Origin of the sequence: uncultured Ramlibacter sp. (genome assembly GCF_936925435.1) — a bacterium.
In the GTDB taxonomy this organism is placed as follows: domain Bacteria; phylum Pseudomonadota; class Gammaproteobacteria; order Burkholderiales; family Burkholderiaceae_C; genus Ramlibacter.
This window is the reverse complement of the sequence record NZ_CAKZHQ010000023.1, coordinates 126,500-143,064: the sequence shown is the minus strand read 5'-3', so window position 1 is coordinate 143,064 and position 16,565 is coordinate 126,500. Positions and strand designations below refer to the sequence as shown.

At 67.0% G+C, this 16,565-nt stretch carries 13 protein-coding genes; 6 read left to right on the top strand and 7 right to left on the bottom strand.

What is annotated here, in order from left to right:
• Position 1: 1 nt before the first annotated feature.
• Both Q0632_RS11815 and Q0632_RS11810 read left to right on the top strand, forming a co-directional pair.
• Positions 2-1,531, top strand: coding sequence for a bifunctional 3-(3-hydroxy-phenyl)propionate/3-hydroxycinnamic acid hydroxylase (locus Q0632_RS11815; protein ID WP_298929469.1), 1,530 nt, complete (start codon positions 2-4; stop codon positions 1,529-1,531).
• A complete protein-coding gene (locus Q0632_RS11810; protein WP_298929464.1) occupies positions 1,528-2,499 on the top strand; it encodes a tripartite tricarboxylate transporter substrate binding protein in 972 nt (323 codons plus the stop codon). The genes Q0632_RS11815 and Q0632_RS11810 overlap by 4 nt, the downstream gene beginning before the upstream one ends.
• A gap of 18 nt (positions 2,500-2,517) precedes the next feature.
• Here Q0632_RS11810 and Q0632_RS11805 read toward each other — a convergent pair whose 3' ends face one another.
• Positions 2,518-3,441 carry a 2-dehydropantoate 2-reductase gene (locus tag Q0632_RS11805; RefSeq protein ID WP_298929458.1) on the bottom strand — a complete coding sequence of 308 codons (924 nt, stop codon included), beginning with the start codon at positions 3,439-3,441 and terminating at the stop codon, positions 2,518-2,520.
• Positions 3,442-3,480: 39 nt separating this feature from the next.
• Between Q0632_RS11805 and Q0632_RS11800 the strand changes: the two genes are divergently transcribed.
• From Q0632_RS11800 to eno, 3 genes are read left to right on the top strand one after another with little or no spacing between them, the layout of a single operon-like run.
• Positions 3,481-4,242, top strand: a complete 762-nt coding sequence (locus Q0632_RS11800) for a TSUP family transporter (RefSeq protein ID WP_298929453.1) — start codon at positions 3,481-3,483, stop codon at positions 4,240-4,242.
• A 9-nt stretch (positions 4,243-4,251) separates the two neighbouring features.
• On the top strand, positions 4,252-5,265 hold the full coding sequence (locus Q0632_RS11795) for an aminoglycoside phosphotransferase family protein (protein WP_298929448.1): 1,014 nt from the start codon (positions 4,252-4,254) through the stop codon (positions 5,263-5,265).
• Positions 5,262-6,542 carry a phosphopyruvate hydratase gene (gene eno / locus Q0632_RS11790; protein ID WP_298929442.1) on the top strand — a complete coding sequence of 427 codons (1,281 nt, stop codon included), beginning with the start codon at positions 5,262-5,264 and terminating at the stop codon, positions 6,540-6,542. The genes Q0632_RS11795 and eno overlap by 4 nt, the downstream gene beginning before the upstream one ends.
• 75 nt (positions 6,543-6,617) lie before the next feature.
• On the opposite strand, the gene Q0632_RS11785 is transcribed toward eno, so the two are convergent.
• The 4 genes from Q0632_RS11785 to clpS form a co-directional block, all read right to left on the bottom strand.
• A complete protein-coding gene (locus tag Q0632_RS11785; protein ID WP_298929436.1) occupies positions 6,618-7,772 on the bottom strand; it encodes a DUF1501 domain-containing protein in 1,155 nt (384 codons plus the stop codon).
• A gap of 2 nt (positions 7,773-7,774) precedes the next feature.
• Positions 7,775-9,160 (bottom strand): DUF1800 domain-containing protein, encoded by a 1,386-nt coding sequence (locus tag Q0632_RS11780; RefSeq protein WP_298929432.1) that lies wholly within the window; start codon positions 9,158-9,160, stop codon positions 7,775-7,777.
• A gap of 99 nt (positions 9,161-9,259) precedes the next feature.
• On the bottom strand, positions 9,260-11,599 hold the full coding sequence (gene clpA / locus Q0632_RS11775) for an ATP-dependent Clp protease ATP-binding subunit ClpA (RefSeq protein ID WP_298929427.1): 2,340 nt from the start codon (positions 11,597-11,599) through the stop codon (positions 9,260-9,262).
• Positions 11,600-11,650: 51 nt separating this feature from the next.
• Positions 11,651-12,019 (bottom strand): ATP-dependent Clp protease adapter ClpS, encoded by a 369-nt coding sequence (gene clpS, locus Q0632_RS11770; protein WP_298929424.1) that lies wholly within the window; start codon positions 12,017-12,019, stop codon positions 11,651-11,653.
• Positions 12,020-12,254: 235 nt separating this feature from the next.
• On the opposite strand from clpS, the gene Q0632_RS11765 reads away from it, so the two are divergent.
• Entirely contained in the window at positions 12,255-12,575 is a 321-nt protein-coding gene (locus Q0632_RS11765) for a cold-shock protein (protein WP_298929419.1), read from the top strand.
• A 41-nt stretch (positions 12,576-12,616) separates the two neighbouring features.
• Here the strand turns inward: Q0632_RS11765 and Q0632_RS11760 are convergent, their stop codons facing one another.
• Both Q0632_RS11760 and icd read right to left on the bottom strand, forming a co-directional pair.
• Positions 12,617-14,854 carry an NADP-dependent isocitrate dehydrogenase gene (locus Q0632_RS11760; protein WP_298929416.1) on the bottom strand — a complete coding sequence of 746 codons (2,238 nt, stop codon included), beginning with the start codon at positions 14,852-14,854 and terminating at the stop codon, positions 12,617-12,619.
• A gap of 165 nt (positions 14,855-15,019) precedes the next feature.
• Complete coding sequence (gene icd, locus Q0632_RS11755) at positions 15,020-16,273, bottom strand: NADP-dependent isocitrate dehydrogenase (protein WP_298929413.1); 1,254 nt, start codon at positions 16,271-16,273, stop codon at positions 15,020-15,022.
• Between the last annotated feature and the right edge of the window lie 292 nt (positions 16,274-16,565).

Here is a 16,565-nt window from a genome sequence, read left to right as displayed (position 1 = left end):
GATGGCGCAGGGCGTGTACGACGTTGCCATTGCCGGTTTCGGCCCTTCGGGCGCGGTGGCCGCGGGCCTGCTGGGCGGCATGGGCTTGCGGGTCTTTGTCTGCGACCGCAGCCACGAGGTCTACGACAAGCCGCGCGCCTTCGCGCTGGACCACGAGATCATGCGGGTGTTCCAGCAGCTGGGCGTCGCCGAGCAGGTGCTGGAGTTCACCGAGCCTTTCACGCCCTCGGAGTTCTATGGCGTCGAAGGCCAGCTGATCAAGCGCTTCAGCACGGCGGAACCGCCCTACCCCCTGGGCTTCACGCCTTCGCTGGTGTTCAGCCAGCCCCATGTGGAACAGGTGGTGCGCGAGCACGTCGCCAGCCTGTCCAACGTGGACATCGCCCTGGGCACAACGCTGACCGGCATGGCGCAGGACGCGGATCAGGTGCGGCTGCAGCTGGCCGAGGAAGACGGCACGCAGCGCGAGGTCCGCGCGCGCTATGCCATTGGCTGCGACGGCGCCTCCAGCACGCTGCGCGGCCTGGCCGGCATCGCCCTGGAAGACCTGGGCTTCGACCAGCCCTGGCTGGTGGTGGACGTGCTGGCCAATGAACAAGGCCTGGCCAAGCTGCCCAAGGTCAGCATGCAGATCTGCGAGCCGCAGCGGCCCTGCACCTACCTGGTCGGCCCCAACAACCACAGGCGCTGGGAGATCTCGATCAACGAGGGCGAGGATCCCAAGGAAGTGGCCACGCCGGAAGGCACCTGGAAGCTGCTGTCACGCTGGATCACGCCGGAAGACGCCGTGCTGTGGCGCCAGGCCAGCTACCGCTTCCACGCCCTGGTGGCGGACCGCTGGCGCGCGGGCCGCGTCTTCGTGGCCGGCGATGCCGCCCACCAGCAGCCGCCCTTCCTGGGCCAGGGCATGTGCCAGGGGATCCGCGACGTCGCCAACCTGGCCTGGAAGCTCGACGCCGTGCTGCGCGGCCAGGCCGGCAATGCGCTGCTGGACAGCTATGGGACCGAGCGCAAGGACCATGTCACGGCCCTGACCACGCGCATCAAGGACATCGGCCAGCTGGTGGGCCAGCGCGACCTGGACAAGGCGCGGGCGCGCGATGCCAGGCTGCTCGAAGAGTGCGGCGGCACGGTGAAGTCGCAGCCGCGCCAGAGCGTGCAGCCGGCGCTGGCCGCCGGCCTGCTGTCGCCCCTGGCCCATGCCGCCGTCGGCAGCATCTTCCCGCAACCCTGGATCCTGCGCGGTGGCCGCAAGCACCGCATGGACGAACTGGCCGGCCGCGGCTGGCGCCTGGTGACGCTGGACGGCACGGCGCCGCCTGCAACGCAGGACCTGCGGACCGTGCGGATCGGCACGCCCGACTTCAACGAGGCCGAGGGCGTCGCCGCCCGCTGGTTCGCGCAGCAGGGCTGCACGGCCGCCATCGTGCGGCCCGACCACTACGTCTGGGGCGTGGCCCAGGACGCGGCCACTTTGCAAAAGCAGCTGGAAACGCTTTCACAACAACGACAGCCAGGAGACAAGACATGAAACGCAGAACCTTCACCCAGGCCGGCCTGCTGCTGGCCGCCGGAGCGCCCCAGTTCGCCAGGGCGCAAGCCTGGCCGGAGCGCCCGGTCAAATGGATACTGTCCCAGCCCGCGGGCTCGGGGCCGGACATCCTGGCGCGCTATGTCGCCGACCAGCTGGCGCGCGGCTGGAGCCAGCCCATCGTCATCGACAACCGGCCCGGCGGCCAGAACGTGATCGGCGCCCAGGCGGCGGCGCGCTCGTCGCCCGACGGCTACAGCTTCTACTACGCCACGACGGCAGCGATGGTGACCAACGCCTTCACCTTCAAGACCCTGCCCTACGACGCCGCCAAGGACTTCGTGCCGGTGCGCCTGATCGGGCGCAGCCCCTTCGTGCTGGCCGCGGCGGCGAACTTCCCGGTCAAGGACATGGCCGACCTGATCGCCCAGGCCAAGGCCAGCCCCGGCAAGATCGCCATCGGCACCGAGGGGCCCAAGACCTTCTCGGGCATGCTGGCCGATTCGGTCGCCTCCATGGCCGGCATCAAGCTCACCCATGTGCCTTACACCAAGGCGCCCGATGCCATCCAGGACGTGCTGGGTGGACGCGTGCAGCTGATCTGCCTGCCCGAAGCGGCGTTGATGGTCTACCTGAAGGCGGGCCAGATGAAGGCCCTGGCCGTGAGCTCGGCCGAGCGCCTGGCCGCCCTGCCGGCGGTGCCGCCGCTGGGCGACACCTTCAAGGGCTTCGAATACACGGGCTGGAATGGCCTGTTCGCGCCGGCGGGCACACCTGCCGACGTGGTGCAGCGCGTCAACCGCGACCTCGAGGCCCTGATGCAAAAGCCCGAGGTGGTTCAGCGCCTGCTGGCCCTGGGCTCCATCCCCGAGCCCAGCCAGACGACCGCTGGTTTCGACGCCTTCATGCGCTCGGAGCGCGAGCGCTGGGGCGGCATCGTCAAGGCCATCGGCATCACGCCGGAATAAGGCCTTGCCGCCGCGGGCTCAGACCCGCGGCTTGCTCTCGACCAGTTTGACCAGGGCCCAGAGCACGCGGTTGGCCGGCGTGGCGATGCCCAGCGCCTGGCCACGGCGCACGATCAGGCCATTGAGGTAGTCGATCTCGCTGCGCTTGCCGCGCGCCAGGTCCTGCGCCGTGGACGAAAACTGGCTGGGCATGGTCTGCGCGATCTTGCGCACAGCGGCATGCACATCGCCGGGGAGGGTGACGCCTTCGGCCGCGGCCACGGCCAGGCATTCCGCCACCACGTCGCCCATCACTTCCAGGATGCCCTCGCCCTGCACGTTCTCGCCGTAAGGCCGCTGGGCGATGGCCGAGACGGCGTTGTAGGCGCAGTTGAGGACCAGCTTGGCCCACAGGGCGCCGCGCACATTGTCCGAGATCTCGGTGGGCACGCCGGCGGCCTCCAGGGCCTGGGCGACGGCCCGGCTGCGCGCGGCAGGCTCGATCACCAGCTCGCCGCGGCCGTGGTGTTTGACGTGGCCGGGACCGGCCATCTCGGTGGCCACATAGACCACGGCGGCCGCCACGGCATGCTGCGGCAACACGCCGCGCAGGCGGTCGGCATTGTCCACACCGTTTTGCAGGCACAACACCAGGGTGTCCGGCGCCAGGAAAGGCAGGATCTGCGCGCCGGCAGCCTCGGTGTCGGTGGACTTGACGCAAAACAGCACCAGGTCGGCGCCCTGCACGGCAGACGGCTCGCTGCTGGCTGCCAGGCGCAGCTGCTCGTCGAAGGTCTTTGTCTCCATGCGCAGGCCGGCGGCCTCGATGGCCTGCACGTGCTGGGGTCGCGCAATCAGGGTGACGGCGTGGCCGGCACGGGCCAGCATGCCGCCGTAGTAGCAGCCGACGGCGCCGGCGCCCATGACTGCGACTTTGAGTTGGGATGGGGAGGATGCGCTCATGGGCAAATTCTAGGAGGGCGGCAAAATAGCGGGCTGACCATGGCCTTGCTGCCCACCCTCCTGTTTCTTGCCGTCGTCGCCCTGGCCACGGCGGCGCAAAGCCTCACCGGCTTTGCCTTCGCCCTCATCCTGGTGGGCCTGGCCGGCGTGTTCGAGCTGGCGCCGCTGCCCGATGCGGTCAACGTCGCCACCGTGCTGTCGCTGGCCAGCGCCTTTGTCGCCCTGCGAGGCGCGCGCAAGTGGATCGATCTGCAGATGCTGCGCGACACGTCGATGGGCAGTCTGCTGGGCGTCGTGGCCGGCGTGCTGCTGTTGGGGTGGTTGAGCACCAACGTGGTGGCGCTGCTGCGCGTGCTGCTGGGACTGACCGTGATCGGCTGCGCCCTGGTGGTGTTTCTGCGCAGCGAAGCGCTGGCGCAGCGCTCCCCGCGCCTGTCCTTTGCCGCCACCGGCCTGCTCTCGGGTGTGCTGGGCGGCATGTTCGCCAGCTCCGGCCCGCCCCTGGTCTGGCAGTTCTACCGCCAGCCCCTGGCCCTGCTCGCGATCCGCGAGACCCTGGTCGCCACCCTGGCCGTGGGCGGCGTGATGCGCCTGCTGCTGGTCGTTCCCGCCGGCGGCTTCAGCCGCAACGCGCTGATGTTGTCCCTGCTGGCTGCGCCCCTGGTCATGGGCCTGACCTGGCTGCTGCGCCGCCATCCGCCAGCCTGGTCGCCGTTGGCCATCCGCAAGCTGGTCTGCGTGCTGCTGCTGCTCACCGGCGCCGGCCTGGTGGCGCCGGCGCTGCGCGCGGCCCTCCCATAATCGGCCCCGATGGCCTATGTTGACCTTTCCCAGGACGCCGCAGCGCTGCGCCGCATCTTCGTGGCGCTGGGCCTGGCCAGCGCCGATGAGGATGTGCAGGCCACGGCCCTGACCGGTGGCGTCTCCTCGGGCATCTACCGCGTCGACCTGGCCAGCGGCCGCTACTGCCTGAAGCAGGCCCTGCCCCAATTGAAGGTCGCCAAGGAATGGAAGGTGCCGGTCGAGCGCGTCTTCCATGAGATCGCCTGGCTGCAGGCTGTGGACCGCATCGCGCCCGGCCATGTGCCGCGCGTGCTGGGCCAGGACGAAGCCAGCAAGAGTTTCGTCATGCCCTTCCTCGGCACTGAGTACCGCAACTGGAAGGCCGACATGCTGGCCGGGAACGTCGACGTGGCCACGGCGCAGGCGGTGGGCGATGTGCTGGGACGCATCCATGCGGCCACGGCCGACGATGCGGCGCTGGCCGCGCGCTTTGCCACCGACGCCAACTTCCATGCCATCCGCCTGGAGCCCTACCTGGTGGAGACGGCGCGCGTCCATCCCGCGCTGGCGGCCGGCCTGCTGGCCACCGTGGAGCGCACGGCGGCGACGCGCCGGGTGCTGGTGCACGGTGACGTCAGCCCCAAGAACATCCTGCTCGGCCCGCAAGGCCCGGTGCTGCTGGACGCAGAGTGCGCCTGGTTCGGCGACCCGGCCTTCGACATCGCCTTCTGCCTGAACCACTTCCTGCTCAAGACCGCCCACCTGCCGCAGCACGGCGCCGTGCTGATGGATGCCTACCGGGCCTTCCACCAGGCCTACTTCGCCCATGTGGGCTGGGAGCCGCCGGCTGCGCTGGAAACACGCGTCGCCACCTTGCTGCCCGGCCTGACGCTGGCGCGGGTGGACGGCAAATCGCCGGCCGAATACCTGGGCGCGCCGCAGCGCGATGCCGTGCGCGCCGCAGCCATCACTCTGCTGCAGGACGCGCCCACCACACTCGAAACCATCGCGGCCCGCTGGGCCAGGGAATTTGCAGCATGAAGATCAAGAGCCTCAACGCCCGCCGCATCTGGGATTCGCGCGGCCGGCCCACGGTGGAAGTGGAAGTGACGAATGAGGACGGCACATCGGGCAGCGGCATCGCCCCGGCCGGCGCCTCCATGGGCACGCGCGAGGCGGTGGAACTGCGCGACGGCGGCAGCGCCTTCGGTGGCCGCGACGTGCAACGGGCCCTGGCAGGGATAGAGCGCGAAATCGCGCCGCTGCTGGTGGGACGCGATGTGAGCGACCAGGCCGGCATCGACGCCGCCCTGATCGCGCTGGACGGCACGCCGACCAAGACGCGGCTGGGCGGCAATGCCCTGGTCGCCACCTCCCTGGCCGTGCTGCACGCCGCGGCGGCGCAGGCGCGTCAACCTCTTTGGCAGTACCTGGCCCAGGGCCGGACGGTGCAATTGCCGCTGCCGCAGATCCAGATCTTCGGCGGCGGCGCCCATGCGGGCCGGCGCGTCGACGTGCAGGACTTCATGGTCATCGCCACCGGCGCCAGCTCGTTTGCCCAGGCGCTGGAGATGACGGCCGAGGTCTACCGGGCGGCCGGCGAGATCATGGCGGCGCGCGGTGCCCTGGCCGGCGTGGCCGACGAAGGCGGCTGGTGGCCCAATTTCGCGCGCAACGAGGAGGCGCTGGACACCCTGGTCCAGGCCATCGAGAAGGCCGGCTACACACCGGGCAGCGAGGTCGCCATCGCGCTGGACATCGCCGCCTCCGAATTCGGCAGCAAGGGCCGCTACCGGCTGGCGCTGGAGAACCAGGAGCTGGACTCCGACGGCCTGTGCGAACGCCTGCTGCGCTGGCTGGAGCGCTACCCCATCGTGTCGATCGAGGACCCATTGGCCGAGGACGACGAGGCCGGCCTGGTGGCCTTCACCCGCGCCGCCGGCGACCGCGTGCAGGTGGTGGGCGACGACTACCTGGTGACGAATGCGCAGCGCGTGCGCCAGGCAGCGGCCATCGGCGCCTGCAACTGCGCGCTGATCAAACCCAACCAGGCCGGCACCGTGACCGAGACGCGCGCCGCGCTCGACGCGGCCCGGGCCGCCGGCTACGCCAGCATCGTCTCGGCGCGCTCGGGCGAGACCGAGGACGTGGCCATCGTGCACCTGGCCACCGGCTGGAACGCGGGCCAGCTCAAGGTCGGTTCCTTTGCGCGCTCGGAGCGCATGGCCAAATGGAACGAGGCCCTGCGCATCGAGTCGCGGCCGGGCGCCCCGGCGGGGTTTGCCGGCCGGGCGGCGCTGGCCGGCCGCGCCCCCTGAGCCCCAGGTTTTCGAAGGAAAAAAGAGGGCTAGCCCCCGTCCAATGGACCTGAGCCGCTATCAAAAACAGAGCGATCAGGCGCTGGCAGTGCGCAGAAGTGGCGGCAGCGGCGCCGCCTTTGCCATCTGCGGGAACAGGGCCTGGGCCAGGCGCTGCGACTCCAGGCCGAAGCATTCGGCAGCCGCGGTGGCCAGCAACTGGTCCAGCGCCAGAGTGGGTTGGAGGTCGCGCCCCTGGTACAGCGCAGATGGCCCCAGGCCCGGCCAGTCGGCGATCACGCGGCCGCCTTGCACCGCCCCGCCCAGCAGCATGGCGGCCGAGCCGGTACCGTGGTCGGTGCCGCCTGTGCCGTTGACGGCGGCCGTGCGGCCGAACTCGGTTGCCACCAGCACCACGGTCTGGTTCCAGTGTGGGCCAAAGCCATCGCGCAGCGCCGCCAGCATGGCGTCCAGGTTCTTCAGTTGTGCCGCCAGCCGGTTGTTCTGGCTGCTGTGCGTGTCCCAGCCATCAGTTTCAATCATGGCGATGCGCGGGCCCTTGGGCTGGGTCAGGAAACCGGCGGCCAGCTTGCCCAGGCTGGCGGCGTCCCGGCGCGGGCCGGCCCCAGCCATTCTGGCCAAGCCGCGCGCTTCCAGCGCCGCTGACCACAGGGCGTGCAACTGCGGGTCAGCCGCATACAGCTGCTGCACGCGCAGCAGCAGGTCGTCGCTGGCTTGCGGTAGCGACGACGGCGCATAGGAACTCACCTGCGCCGCGCCACGCAACGCCGCCGGGATGGTGGGCGCGAAGGCGATGGCCTCCCGGTCGCCCTGGGGCAGCAGCGCCACCAGCCGGTTCAGCCAGCCGTCCTTGAGCTGGTATGGCGAAGCGCCGCCGGTTTCCAACACGTTCTGGCCGTCGAAGTGCGAGCGGTTGCGGTAGGGCGAAGCCACCGCGTGCAGGAACAGGGCCTCGCCCGCGGTGAACAGCTTTCGGGTCTCCACCAGCGCCGGGTGCAGGGCAAAGCTGCCGTCCAGCCGTGTCGCCGTCGCCGGATCGATGGCCAGCGCACCGCGCAGGTGCGCATAGTGCGGATCGGCATACGGGATGACAGTGTTCAGGCCGTCGGCAGCGCCACGCTGGATGACGAAGACGAAGCGGCGTTCGGTGGCGGCCTGGGCCAGGGCCAGCTGCGGTGCGGCCAGAACCAGGCCACTGGCGGCAAGGAAGCTGCGTCGTGTGGTGAGCATGGCTACCTCCTGAGGAATTCGGGCGAGACCAGCAGCAGCGCGAGTCCGCTGGCCGGGCTTTCGGAACCTGCCACGGCCTGTGCCGTGGCCTCGCTGAGCGCACCGGGCAGCACCCGCGGTCCCAGGTTGCGGGCGTCGATCCCGACGTCTGCCTGCGCGGCGAAGCGCTGCGCTACTTCCACGCGCCGCAGCAGGGCATCGGGGGCAGCCCAATTGGCGGCGATGTCCTCGTACCCAGCCGGCGAGCCGGGGCGCCACACCGGCTGACCGAGCTGTTGCATCAGCGAGACCAGTTGAGGGCCCCCCAACTCGCGCGCATTCAGGGCGCGAAGGCTGGACACGCCCCACTCCCACGGCGTCTTGAATTTGCGGGCTTCGGCGCCCCAGGCCTCGGGCGAAGCAATCAGCGCACGGTAGACCGCGGGCAGGTCGCCGCCACTGCGCAAAAAGGTATCGGTCAGACGGTCCACCAAGGCCGGTGGCGGCTGGTCGGCGACGAAGTGGCGCGCCAGCTTGGTGGCGATGTGGCGGGCCGTCGCCGGCGCGGCCGCCAGGTCCTTGAGGATGGCCTCAGCCTGGGCCTGGCCACCTTCCGGATAGCTTTTTCCCAGCAGCTTGCGCGCGCCGGGTTCGTGCTGGGTGAGGCGGAAAGCGAACCCGTCGCCCTCATCCATCGGCTTCTCGGCGCCGTTGACGGGCGGACCTTCGGTGCCCCAACCTGTGAGCGCGCGGGCGAGTTCCGTCACGTCGGCCTGGGTATAGCCGCTGCGCACACCAAGGGTGTGCAATTCCATGATTTCACGCGCCAGGTTCTCGTTGAGTCCGCGGCGTTGAGAGGGCTTGCCCTGTGCTGTGCGCTCGCCCAGCTGGCTGTTCGGGCCGATGGAGCGGGTCTGGTCCAGGTACGCCAGCATGGCCGGGTGGCGCACCACCGCCAGCAGCAGGTCTTCGAAACGGGCCAGAACATGTGGTCGGATGGCCTCGGCCTCGAAGGCGCCCGTCAGAATGGCAACAAAGCGCGCCTTGTCGGCCGACAAGGCGAAATGGTTGGCCCAGAAATGAACCAGGCGTTCGACGAATGGCGCCGGCGTGTCCATCGCCACGCCCACGCGGGCCGCGACGGCAGCGACGTAGACCGAACGGACCGCGTCTTCCAGCGCCTTGATCGCCATCGGCCTGCGGTCCGCGCCGGCTTTGTCGACGGCGCTCTGTCGCTCCCTGTAGAGCGCCAACAACGCTGGCGCATTCTGTTGCGCCGCCCAGCCCGGCGACACCGCCGCGTAGCGTTGAAACTGGCTGAGCAGCCAGCCGCGCGGCTCAGCCGGCACGGCATCCTCCGGCCGGGCTCCGAGGCCGAAGCGGTTCAATGCAATAGCGGCGGCATTCATGGTCCGCAGTTTGCACCCTCTGGGCCGCCATGCGTGTCAAGCGCAAGTAAAAAAGGCTGCCAGCAATGGCAGCCTTTCCCGGTCAGGTGCAGGTCAGGCTCAGTCGCTGGAGATTTCTTCCGGCTCCGGCTTGGCCCGGCCTTCCTTCTTGGGCAGGGGCTGGATGTCCAGCAGGACTTCCGACGTTTCCACGCCCTTCTCATCGGTCTTGACCTCGACGTCCACCGTCAGGCGACCGCCGTCGGTCAGGCGGCCGAACAGAAGTTCGTCGGCCAGGGCCCGGCGGATCGTGTCCTGGATGAGGCGCTGCATCGGCCGCGCGCCCATCAGCGGGTCAAAGCCCTTCTTGGCCAGGTGCTTGCGCAACTTGTCGGTGAAGGTCACTTCCACCTTCTTCTCGGCCAGCTGGGTTTCCAGCTGCAGCAGGAACTTGTCGACCACCCGCAGGATGATGGTCTCGTCCAGCGCCTTGAAACTCACCGTGGCGTCCAGGCGGTTGCGGAACTCCGGCGTGAACAGGCGCTTGATGTCGGCCAGCTCGTCGCCCGCTTCGCGCGGGTTGGTGAAGCCTATGCTCGCCTTGTTCATGGTCTCGGCGCCCGCGTTGGTCGTCATGATGATGATGACGTTGCGGAAGTCGGCCTTGCGCCCGTTGTTGTCCGTCAGCGTGCCGTGGTCCATCACCTGCAGCAGCACGTTGAAGATGTCCGGGTGGGCCTTCTCGATTTCGTCGAGCAGCAGCACGCAGTGCGGCTTCTTGGTGACGGCCTCGGTCAGCAGGCCGCCCTGGTCGAAACCGACGTAGCCGGGCGGCGCGCCGATCAGGCGCGAGACGGCATGGCGCTCCATGTACTCGGACATGTCGAAGCGGATCAGGTCGATGCCCATGATGTAGGCCAGCTGCTTGGCCGCTTCGGTCTTGCCGACACCTGTGGGGCCGGAGAACAGGAAGCTGCCGATCGGCTTGTCGCCCCGGCCCAGGCCCGAGCGCGCCATCTTCACGGCGCCGGCCAGCACTTCCAGGGCTTTGTCCTGGCCAAACACGACGCTCTTGAGGTCACGCTCGAGCGTCTGCAGCTTGCCGCGGTCGTCGTTGGAGACGTTGGCCGGTGGAATGCGGGCGATCTTGGCGACGATCTCCTCGACCTCGGCCTTGGTGATGGTCTTCTTGCGCTTGCTCACCGGCAGGATGCGCTGGGCGGCGCCGGCCTCGTCGATCACGTCGATGGCCTTGTCCGGCAGATGCCGGTCGTTGATGTACTTGGCGCTGAGCTCGGCGGCGGCCTGCAAGGCGGCCACGGCGTACTTGACGCCATGGTGTTCCTCGAAGCGCGACTTCAGGCCCTTGAGGATGTCCACGGTCTCCTGCACCGTCGGCTCGACCACGTCGACCTTCTGGAAGCGCCGTGACAGGGCCGCGTCCTTCTCGAAGATGCCGCGGTACTCGGTGAAGGTGGTCGCGCCGATGCACTTGAGCTGGCCCGAGGACAGGGCCGGCTTGAGCAGGTTGGACGCGTCCAGCGTGCCGCCCGACGCCGCGCCGGCGCCGATCAGGGTGTGGATCTCGTCGATGAACAGGATGGCGTTGGGCTTGTCCTTGAGCGACTTGAGAACGCCCTTGAGGCGCTGCTCGAAATCGCCGCGGTACTTGGTGCCGGCCAGCAGCGCGCCCATGTCCAGCGAGTAGACGTTGGACTCGGCCAGGATCTCGGGGACTTCCTTCTGGACGATGCGCCAGGCCAGGCCCTCGGCGATGGCGGTCTTGCCGACACCGGCCTCGCCCACCAGCAGCGGGTTGTTCTTGCGCCGGCGGCACAGGATCTGGATGACGCGCTCGACCTCGTACTCACGGCCGATCAGCGGGTCGATCTTGCCGTCCTTGGCCGCCTGGTTCAGGTTCTGCGTGAACTGTTCCAGCGGAGAAGCCTTTTCGTTCTTCTCGCCGCCCTCTTCAGCCTCGCTGGAGGAGGCCTCGCCACCCTTGGCAGGCTCGGGCGGATCACTCTTCTTGATGCCGTGGGCGATGAAGTTGACCACGTCCAGGCGCGTCACGCCCTGCTGGTGCAGGTAGTAGACGGCGTGCGAGTCCTTTTCGCCGAAGATGGCGACCAGCACGTTGGCGCCGGTGACTTCTTTCTTGCCGTTGCCGGTGGACTGCACATGCATGATGGCGCGCTGGATCACGCGCTGGAAACCCAGCGTGGGCTGTGTATCGACGTCATCGGAGCCGGCGACCTGGGGTGTGTTGTCCTTGATGAAGTTGGACAAGGACTTGCGCAGGTCGTCGATGTTGGCCGAGCAGGCACGGAGCACTTCCGCCGCGCTGGGATTGTCCAGCAGGGCCAGCAGCAAATGCTCCACGGTGATGAACTCGTGGCGCTGCTGCCGCGCCTCCACAAATGCCATGTGGAGGCTGACTTCCAATTCCTGGGCAATCATGTGATTTCCTTTTTGCCTTTGCTACGCATACTAAATCGGTTCGATCCGGATTTATTCAACCGGTTCGCTCACACATTGCAGCGGATGCCCTGCTTGCCGCGCCGCTTCCTGCACCTGGTCGACCTTGGTGGCCGCGACGTCCCTCGAAAAAACGCCGCAGATGGCTTTTCCGTCCAGATGGATCTTGAGCATGATCTGGGTGGCCGTCTCCCTGTCCTTGTTGAAATACTCCTGGATCACCACCACCACGAACTCCATGGGGGTGTAGTCGTCATTGAGCATGACGACCTGGTACATCTGGGGAGGCTTGGTTTTCTGGGTGCGCCTCTCGAGCACCACGGACCCGCCGTCGTCGACTTTGGGCCGCGTCTTGGGCGCGACCGGGGCCGGGGTGGGTGGATTTGTTGCCATGAAATTCATTCTAGCGAGCGCGCTTTCGCTATGTGGTGCCAAGGTGAATTGGTGGCGGATTGGTCACATTCAAGCAACGCCCGCAACGGGCCCTCGGGGCATGGCCCGCCCGCACGCCTGGCGGCAATTGTCCCCGGGCTTGCGATAGCCCGGCCAGCGAAACTTAAGTTCTTGAAATTGTTGACAGCCCCTGCTGGATTCGTGACACTTCGCACAGACAGAGGGAATAAGCTGGGACGAACAAATGACAACGGCCACCGGGACAGTCAAATGGTTCAACGATGCCAAGGGCTTCGGCTTCATCGAGCCCGATGGCGGCGGGGCCGACGTTTTTGCGCATTTCTCGGCCATCGCCATGGAGGGCTTCAAAACCCTCAAGCAGGGCTCCCGGGTGACGTTCGAAGTCGCCGAGGGTCCCAAGGGCCAACTGGCCCAGAACATCCAGGCCGAGATCGGCCCTATCCGCACCGAGCAGGCAGCGCCGGTTGAGCGCCCCCTGCGGCACTCCAAGGTCCGCGCGCCACAGTTCCACGCCACCAGCCACGTGAACACCGGCGCCCAATAGCCGCCGGCCAGGGGGCCCCGCCGTTCGCAGGCGGGGCTTGCTCAGGCCTGCGCCGTGGCCAGCACCTCGTTGAAGGTCTGGCTCGGACGCATCACCGCGCTGACCTTCTGGCGGTCCGGGAAATAGTAGCCGCCGATGTCGACCGCTTGGCCTTGCACGGCGTTGAGCTCGTCCACGATCTTCTGCTCGTTGGCCGTGAGCGCCTTGGCCAGCGGTGCGAAGCGCTTGGCCAGCTCGGCGTCCTGCGTCTGCGCCGCCAGCGCCTGGGCCCAATACATCGTCAGGTAGAACTGGCTGCCGCGGTTGTCGAGTTGGCCGGTCTTGGGCGAAGGGCTCTTGTTGTTGTCCAGGAGCTTGCCTGTGGCCGCATCCAGCGCCGTGGCGAGAATCTTGGCCTTGCTGTTGCCTGTCTTGAGGCCCAGATCCTCCAGGCTCACGGCCAGCGCGAGGAATTCGCCCAGTGAATCCCAGCGCAGGTGGTTTTCTTCCACCAGTTGCTGCACGTGTTTGGGTGCCGAGCCGCCGGCGCCGGTCTCGTACATGCCGCCGCCCGCCATCAGCGGGACGATGGACAGCATCTTGGCGCTGGTGCCCAGCTCCATGATCGGGAACAGGTCGGTCAGGTAGTCGCGCAGGATGTTGCCGGTGACGCTGATGGTGTCAATGCCGCGGACGACACGCTCGAGCGTGTAGCGCATGGCGCGCACCTGGCTCATGATCTGGATGTCCAGGCCCTGGGTGTCGTGGTCCTTCAGGTAGGTGTTGACCTTCTTGATCACTTCCGCCTCGTGCGGGCGGTAGGCGTCGAGCCAGAACACGGCCGTCATGCCGGAGTTGCGGGCGCGCGTGACCGCGAGCTTGACCCAGTCGCGGATGGCGGCGTCCTTGACCTGGCACATGCGCCAGAGGTCGCCCTGCTCCACGTTCTGCGCCAGCAGCACCTCGCCGGTGGCGATATCGGTGATGTTGGCCACGCCGTCTTCCGCGATCTCGAATGTCTTGTCGTGCGAGCCGTATTCCTCGGCCTGCTGCGCCATCAGGCCGACATTGGGCACGGTGCCCATGGTCTTGGGGTCGAAGTTGCCGTGCCACTTGCAGAAGTTGATGATCTCCTGGTAGATGCGGGCAAAGGTCGACTCGGGGATGACCGCCTTGGCTTCCTTCAGGCGGCCGTCGGCGCCGTACATCTTGCCGCCCTGGCGGATCATGGCCGGCATCGACGCGTCCACGATGACGTCGTTGGGCGAATGGAAATTGGTGATGCCCTTGGCCGAGTCGACCATCGCCAGCGAGGGCCGGTCTTCCAGGCAGGCATGCAAGTCGCGCTTGATCTCGTCCTGCTGCGACTGCGGCAGCGTGGCGATCTTCTCGTACAGGTTGGCCATGCCGTTGTTGACGTTCACGCCCAGCTCGTCGAACAGCTTGCCGTGCTTTTCGAAGGCTTCCTTGTAGAACATGCGCACGCAGTGGCCGAAGACGATGGGGTGCGACACCTTCATCATCGTGGCCTTGACGTGCAGCGAGAACATCACGCCGGTGGCCTTCGCGTCCTCGATCTGCTGCTCGTAGAAGGCCAGCAGGGCCTTCTTGCTCATGAACATCGAGTCGATGATTTCGCCGGCCAGCAGCGAGACCTTGGGCTTGAGCACGATGGTCTTGCCGGACTTCGTGACCAGCTCCATCTTGACGTCGCGGGCCTTGTCCAGCGTGATCGACTTTTCGCCGTGGTAGAAGTCGCCGTGCGTCATGTGCGAGACATGGGTGCGCGATGCGGGGCTCCACTCACCCATGCTGTGCGGATGCTTGCGGGCGAATTCCTTGACGGCCTTCGGAGCGCGGCGGTCGGAATTGCCCTCGCGCAGCACCGGATTGACCGCCGAACCCAGCACCTTGGAGTAACGCAGGCGAATCGCCTTGTCTTCGTCGGTCTTCGGGTTCTCCGGGTACTCGGGAACCATGAAGCCGCGGCCGCGCAGTTCGCGGATGGCAGCCACCAGCTGGTTCTGCGAGGCGCTGATATTGGGCAGCTTGATGATGTTGGCATCAGCTTCCAGCGTCTTCTTTCCCAGCTCCGCCAAGGTGCTGGGCGTCTTTTGCTGGTCGTTCAGGAAGTCGGGGAATTCGCCAAGGATGCGGTTGGCCACGGAGATGTCGCTCTCGGCCACTTCGATGTCCGCAGCCGCCGCGAAGGTGCGCACGATGGGCAGGAAGGCGTGGGTCGCCAGGTACGGAGCTTCGTCCGTGAGCGTGTAGATGATCTTGGAAAGGTCGGCAGCCAAGGTGATGCCTCTCAGAAAAAGGTTGATCGGGCACCGCGCGGCAGCACGATGCGATGGCCCATTTTACGCTGTGAGACCTAGGATCTCCGGCCAAAAAAAAAGCCGCCTCGTGGGGCGGCTTTTTAGCAGCCCCGCCTGCGCGGGGATGCCATCGCATTCGTGACCTCACATGTGGTCGATCATCACCTGGCCAAAACCCGAGCACGAGACCTGGGTCGCACCATCCATCAGGCGGGCGAAGTCGTAGGTCACCTTCTTGGAGGCGATGGACTTTTCCAGCGAGCTGATGATCAGGTCGGCCGCCGCGGTCCAGCCCATGTGGCGCAGCATCATCTCGGCCGAGAGAATTTCCGAACCTGGGTTGACGTAGTCCTTGCCGGCGTACTTGGGCGCCGTGCCATGGGTGGCTTCAAACATGGCGACGGTGTCGCTCAGGTTGGCGCCAGGGGCGATGCCGATGCCACCGACCTGGGCCGCCAGGGCGTCGGAGATGTAGTCGCCGTTGAGGTTCAGGGTGGCAACCACGCTGTACTCGGCCGGGCGCAGCAGGATCTGCTGCAGGAAGGCGTCGGCGATCGAGTCCTTGATGACGATGTCCTTGCCGGTCTTGGGGTTCTTGAACTTGCACCACGGGCCGCCGTCAATCAGCTGGGCGCCGAACTCCTTTTGCGCCAGGGCGTAGGACCAATCACGGAAGCCCCCTTCGGTGAACTTCATGATGTTGCCCTTGTGAACGATGGTCACATTGGGCTTGTTGTTGTCGATGGCGTACTGGATGGCCTTGCGCACCAGGCGCTCCGTGCCTTCACGCGAGACCGGCTTGACGCCGATGCCCGAGGTGTCGGGAAAGCGGATCTTCTTGACGCCCATCTCGTCCTGCAGGAACTTGATGAGTTTCTTGGCCTTGTCGGACTCGGCTTCGAATTCGATGCCGGCGTAGATGTCTTCCGAGTTCTCGCGGAAGATCACCATGTTGGTCTTTTCGGGTTCCTTCAACGGCGAGGGAACGCCCTTGAAGTACTGCACCGGCCGCAGGCAGACGTACAAGTCCAGCTCCTGGCGCAGGGCCACGTTCAGCGAACGGATGCCACCGCCCACGGGCGTGGTCAGCGGGCCCTTGATGGAAACAACGTAGTCGCGCACGGCGTGCAGGGTTTCTTCGGGCATCCAGACGTCGGGCCCGTAGATCCTGGTCGACTTCTCGCCGGCGAAGACTTCCATCCAGTGGATTTTCTTCTTGCCGCCGTAGGCCTTGGCCACGGCCGCGTCCACCACCTTGAGCATCACCGGCGTGATGTCCGCGCCGGTGCCGTCGCCTTCGATGTACGGAATGATGGGCTCGTCCGGCACGTTCAGCGACGTGTCGGCATTGACCGTGATCTTCTGGCCCTGGGCGGGCACCTTGATGTGCTGGTACATGGAAAAAACGTCACCGGGTTGGGGGAACAGGATGCAAATGGCTTGCCTGTGGCGAAGCGTTTGAATTCTAGCGCGCAGCTGCTGCGCCGCCGGAGATGGGCGCCCACCCTGTCAACCCCAGGCGATCGGGCCGCGTTGGTTCAGGACCCGGTGGAGCTTGTTCATGGAAATAACCAAGCTCCCGCCGCAGCTACGGCCCCGGCCGCCAGACTGAAGTGAAGAAGGAAGAAGCCAGGAAGTAATTCTCTTGCTCTCCTGAAATGGCCCGCCTTTGGCGGGCTTTTCCGCTTTT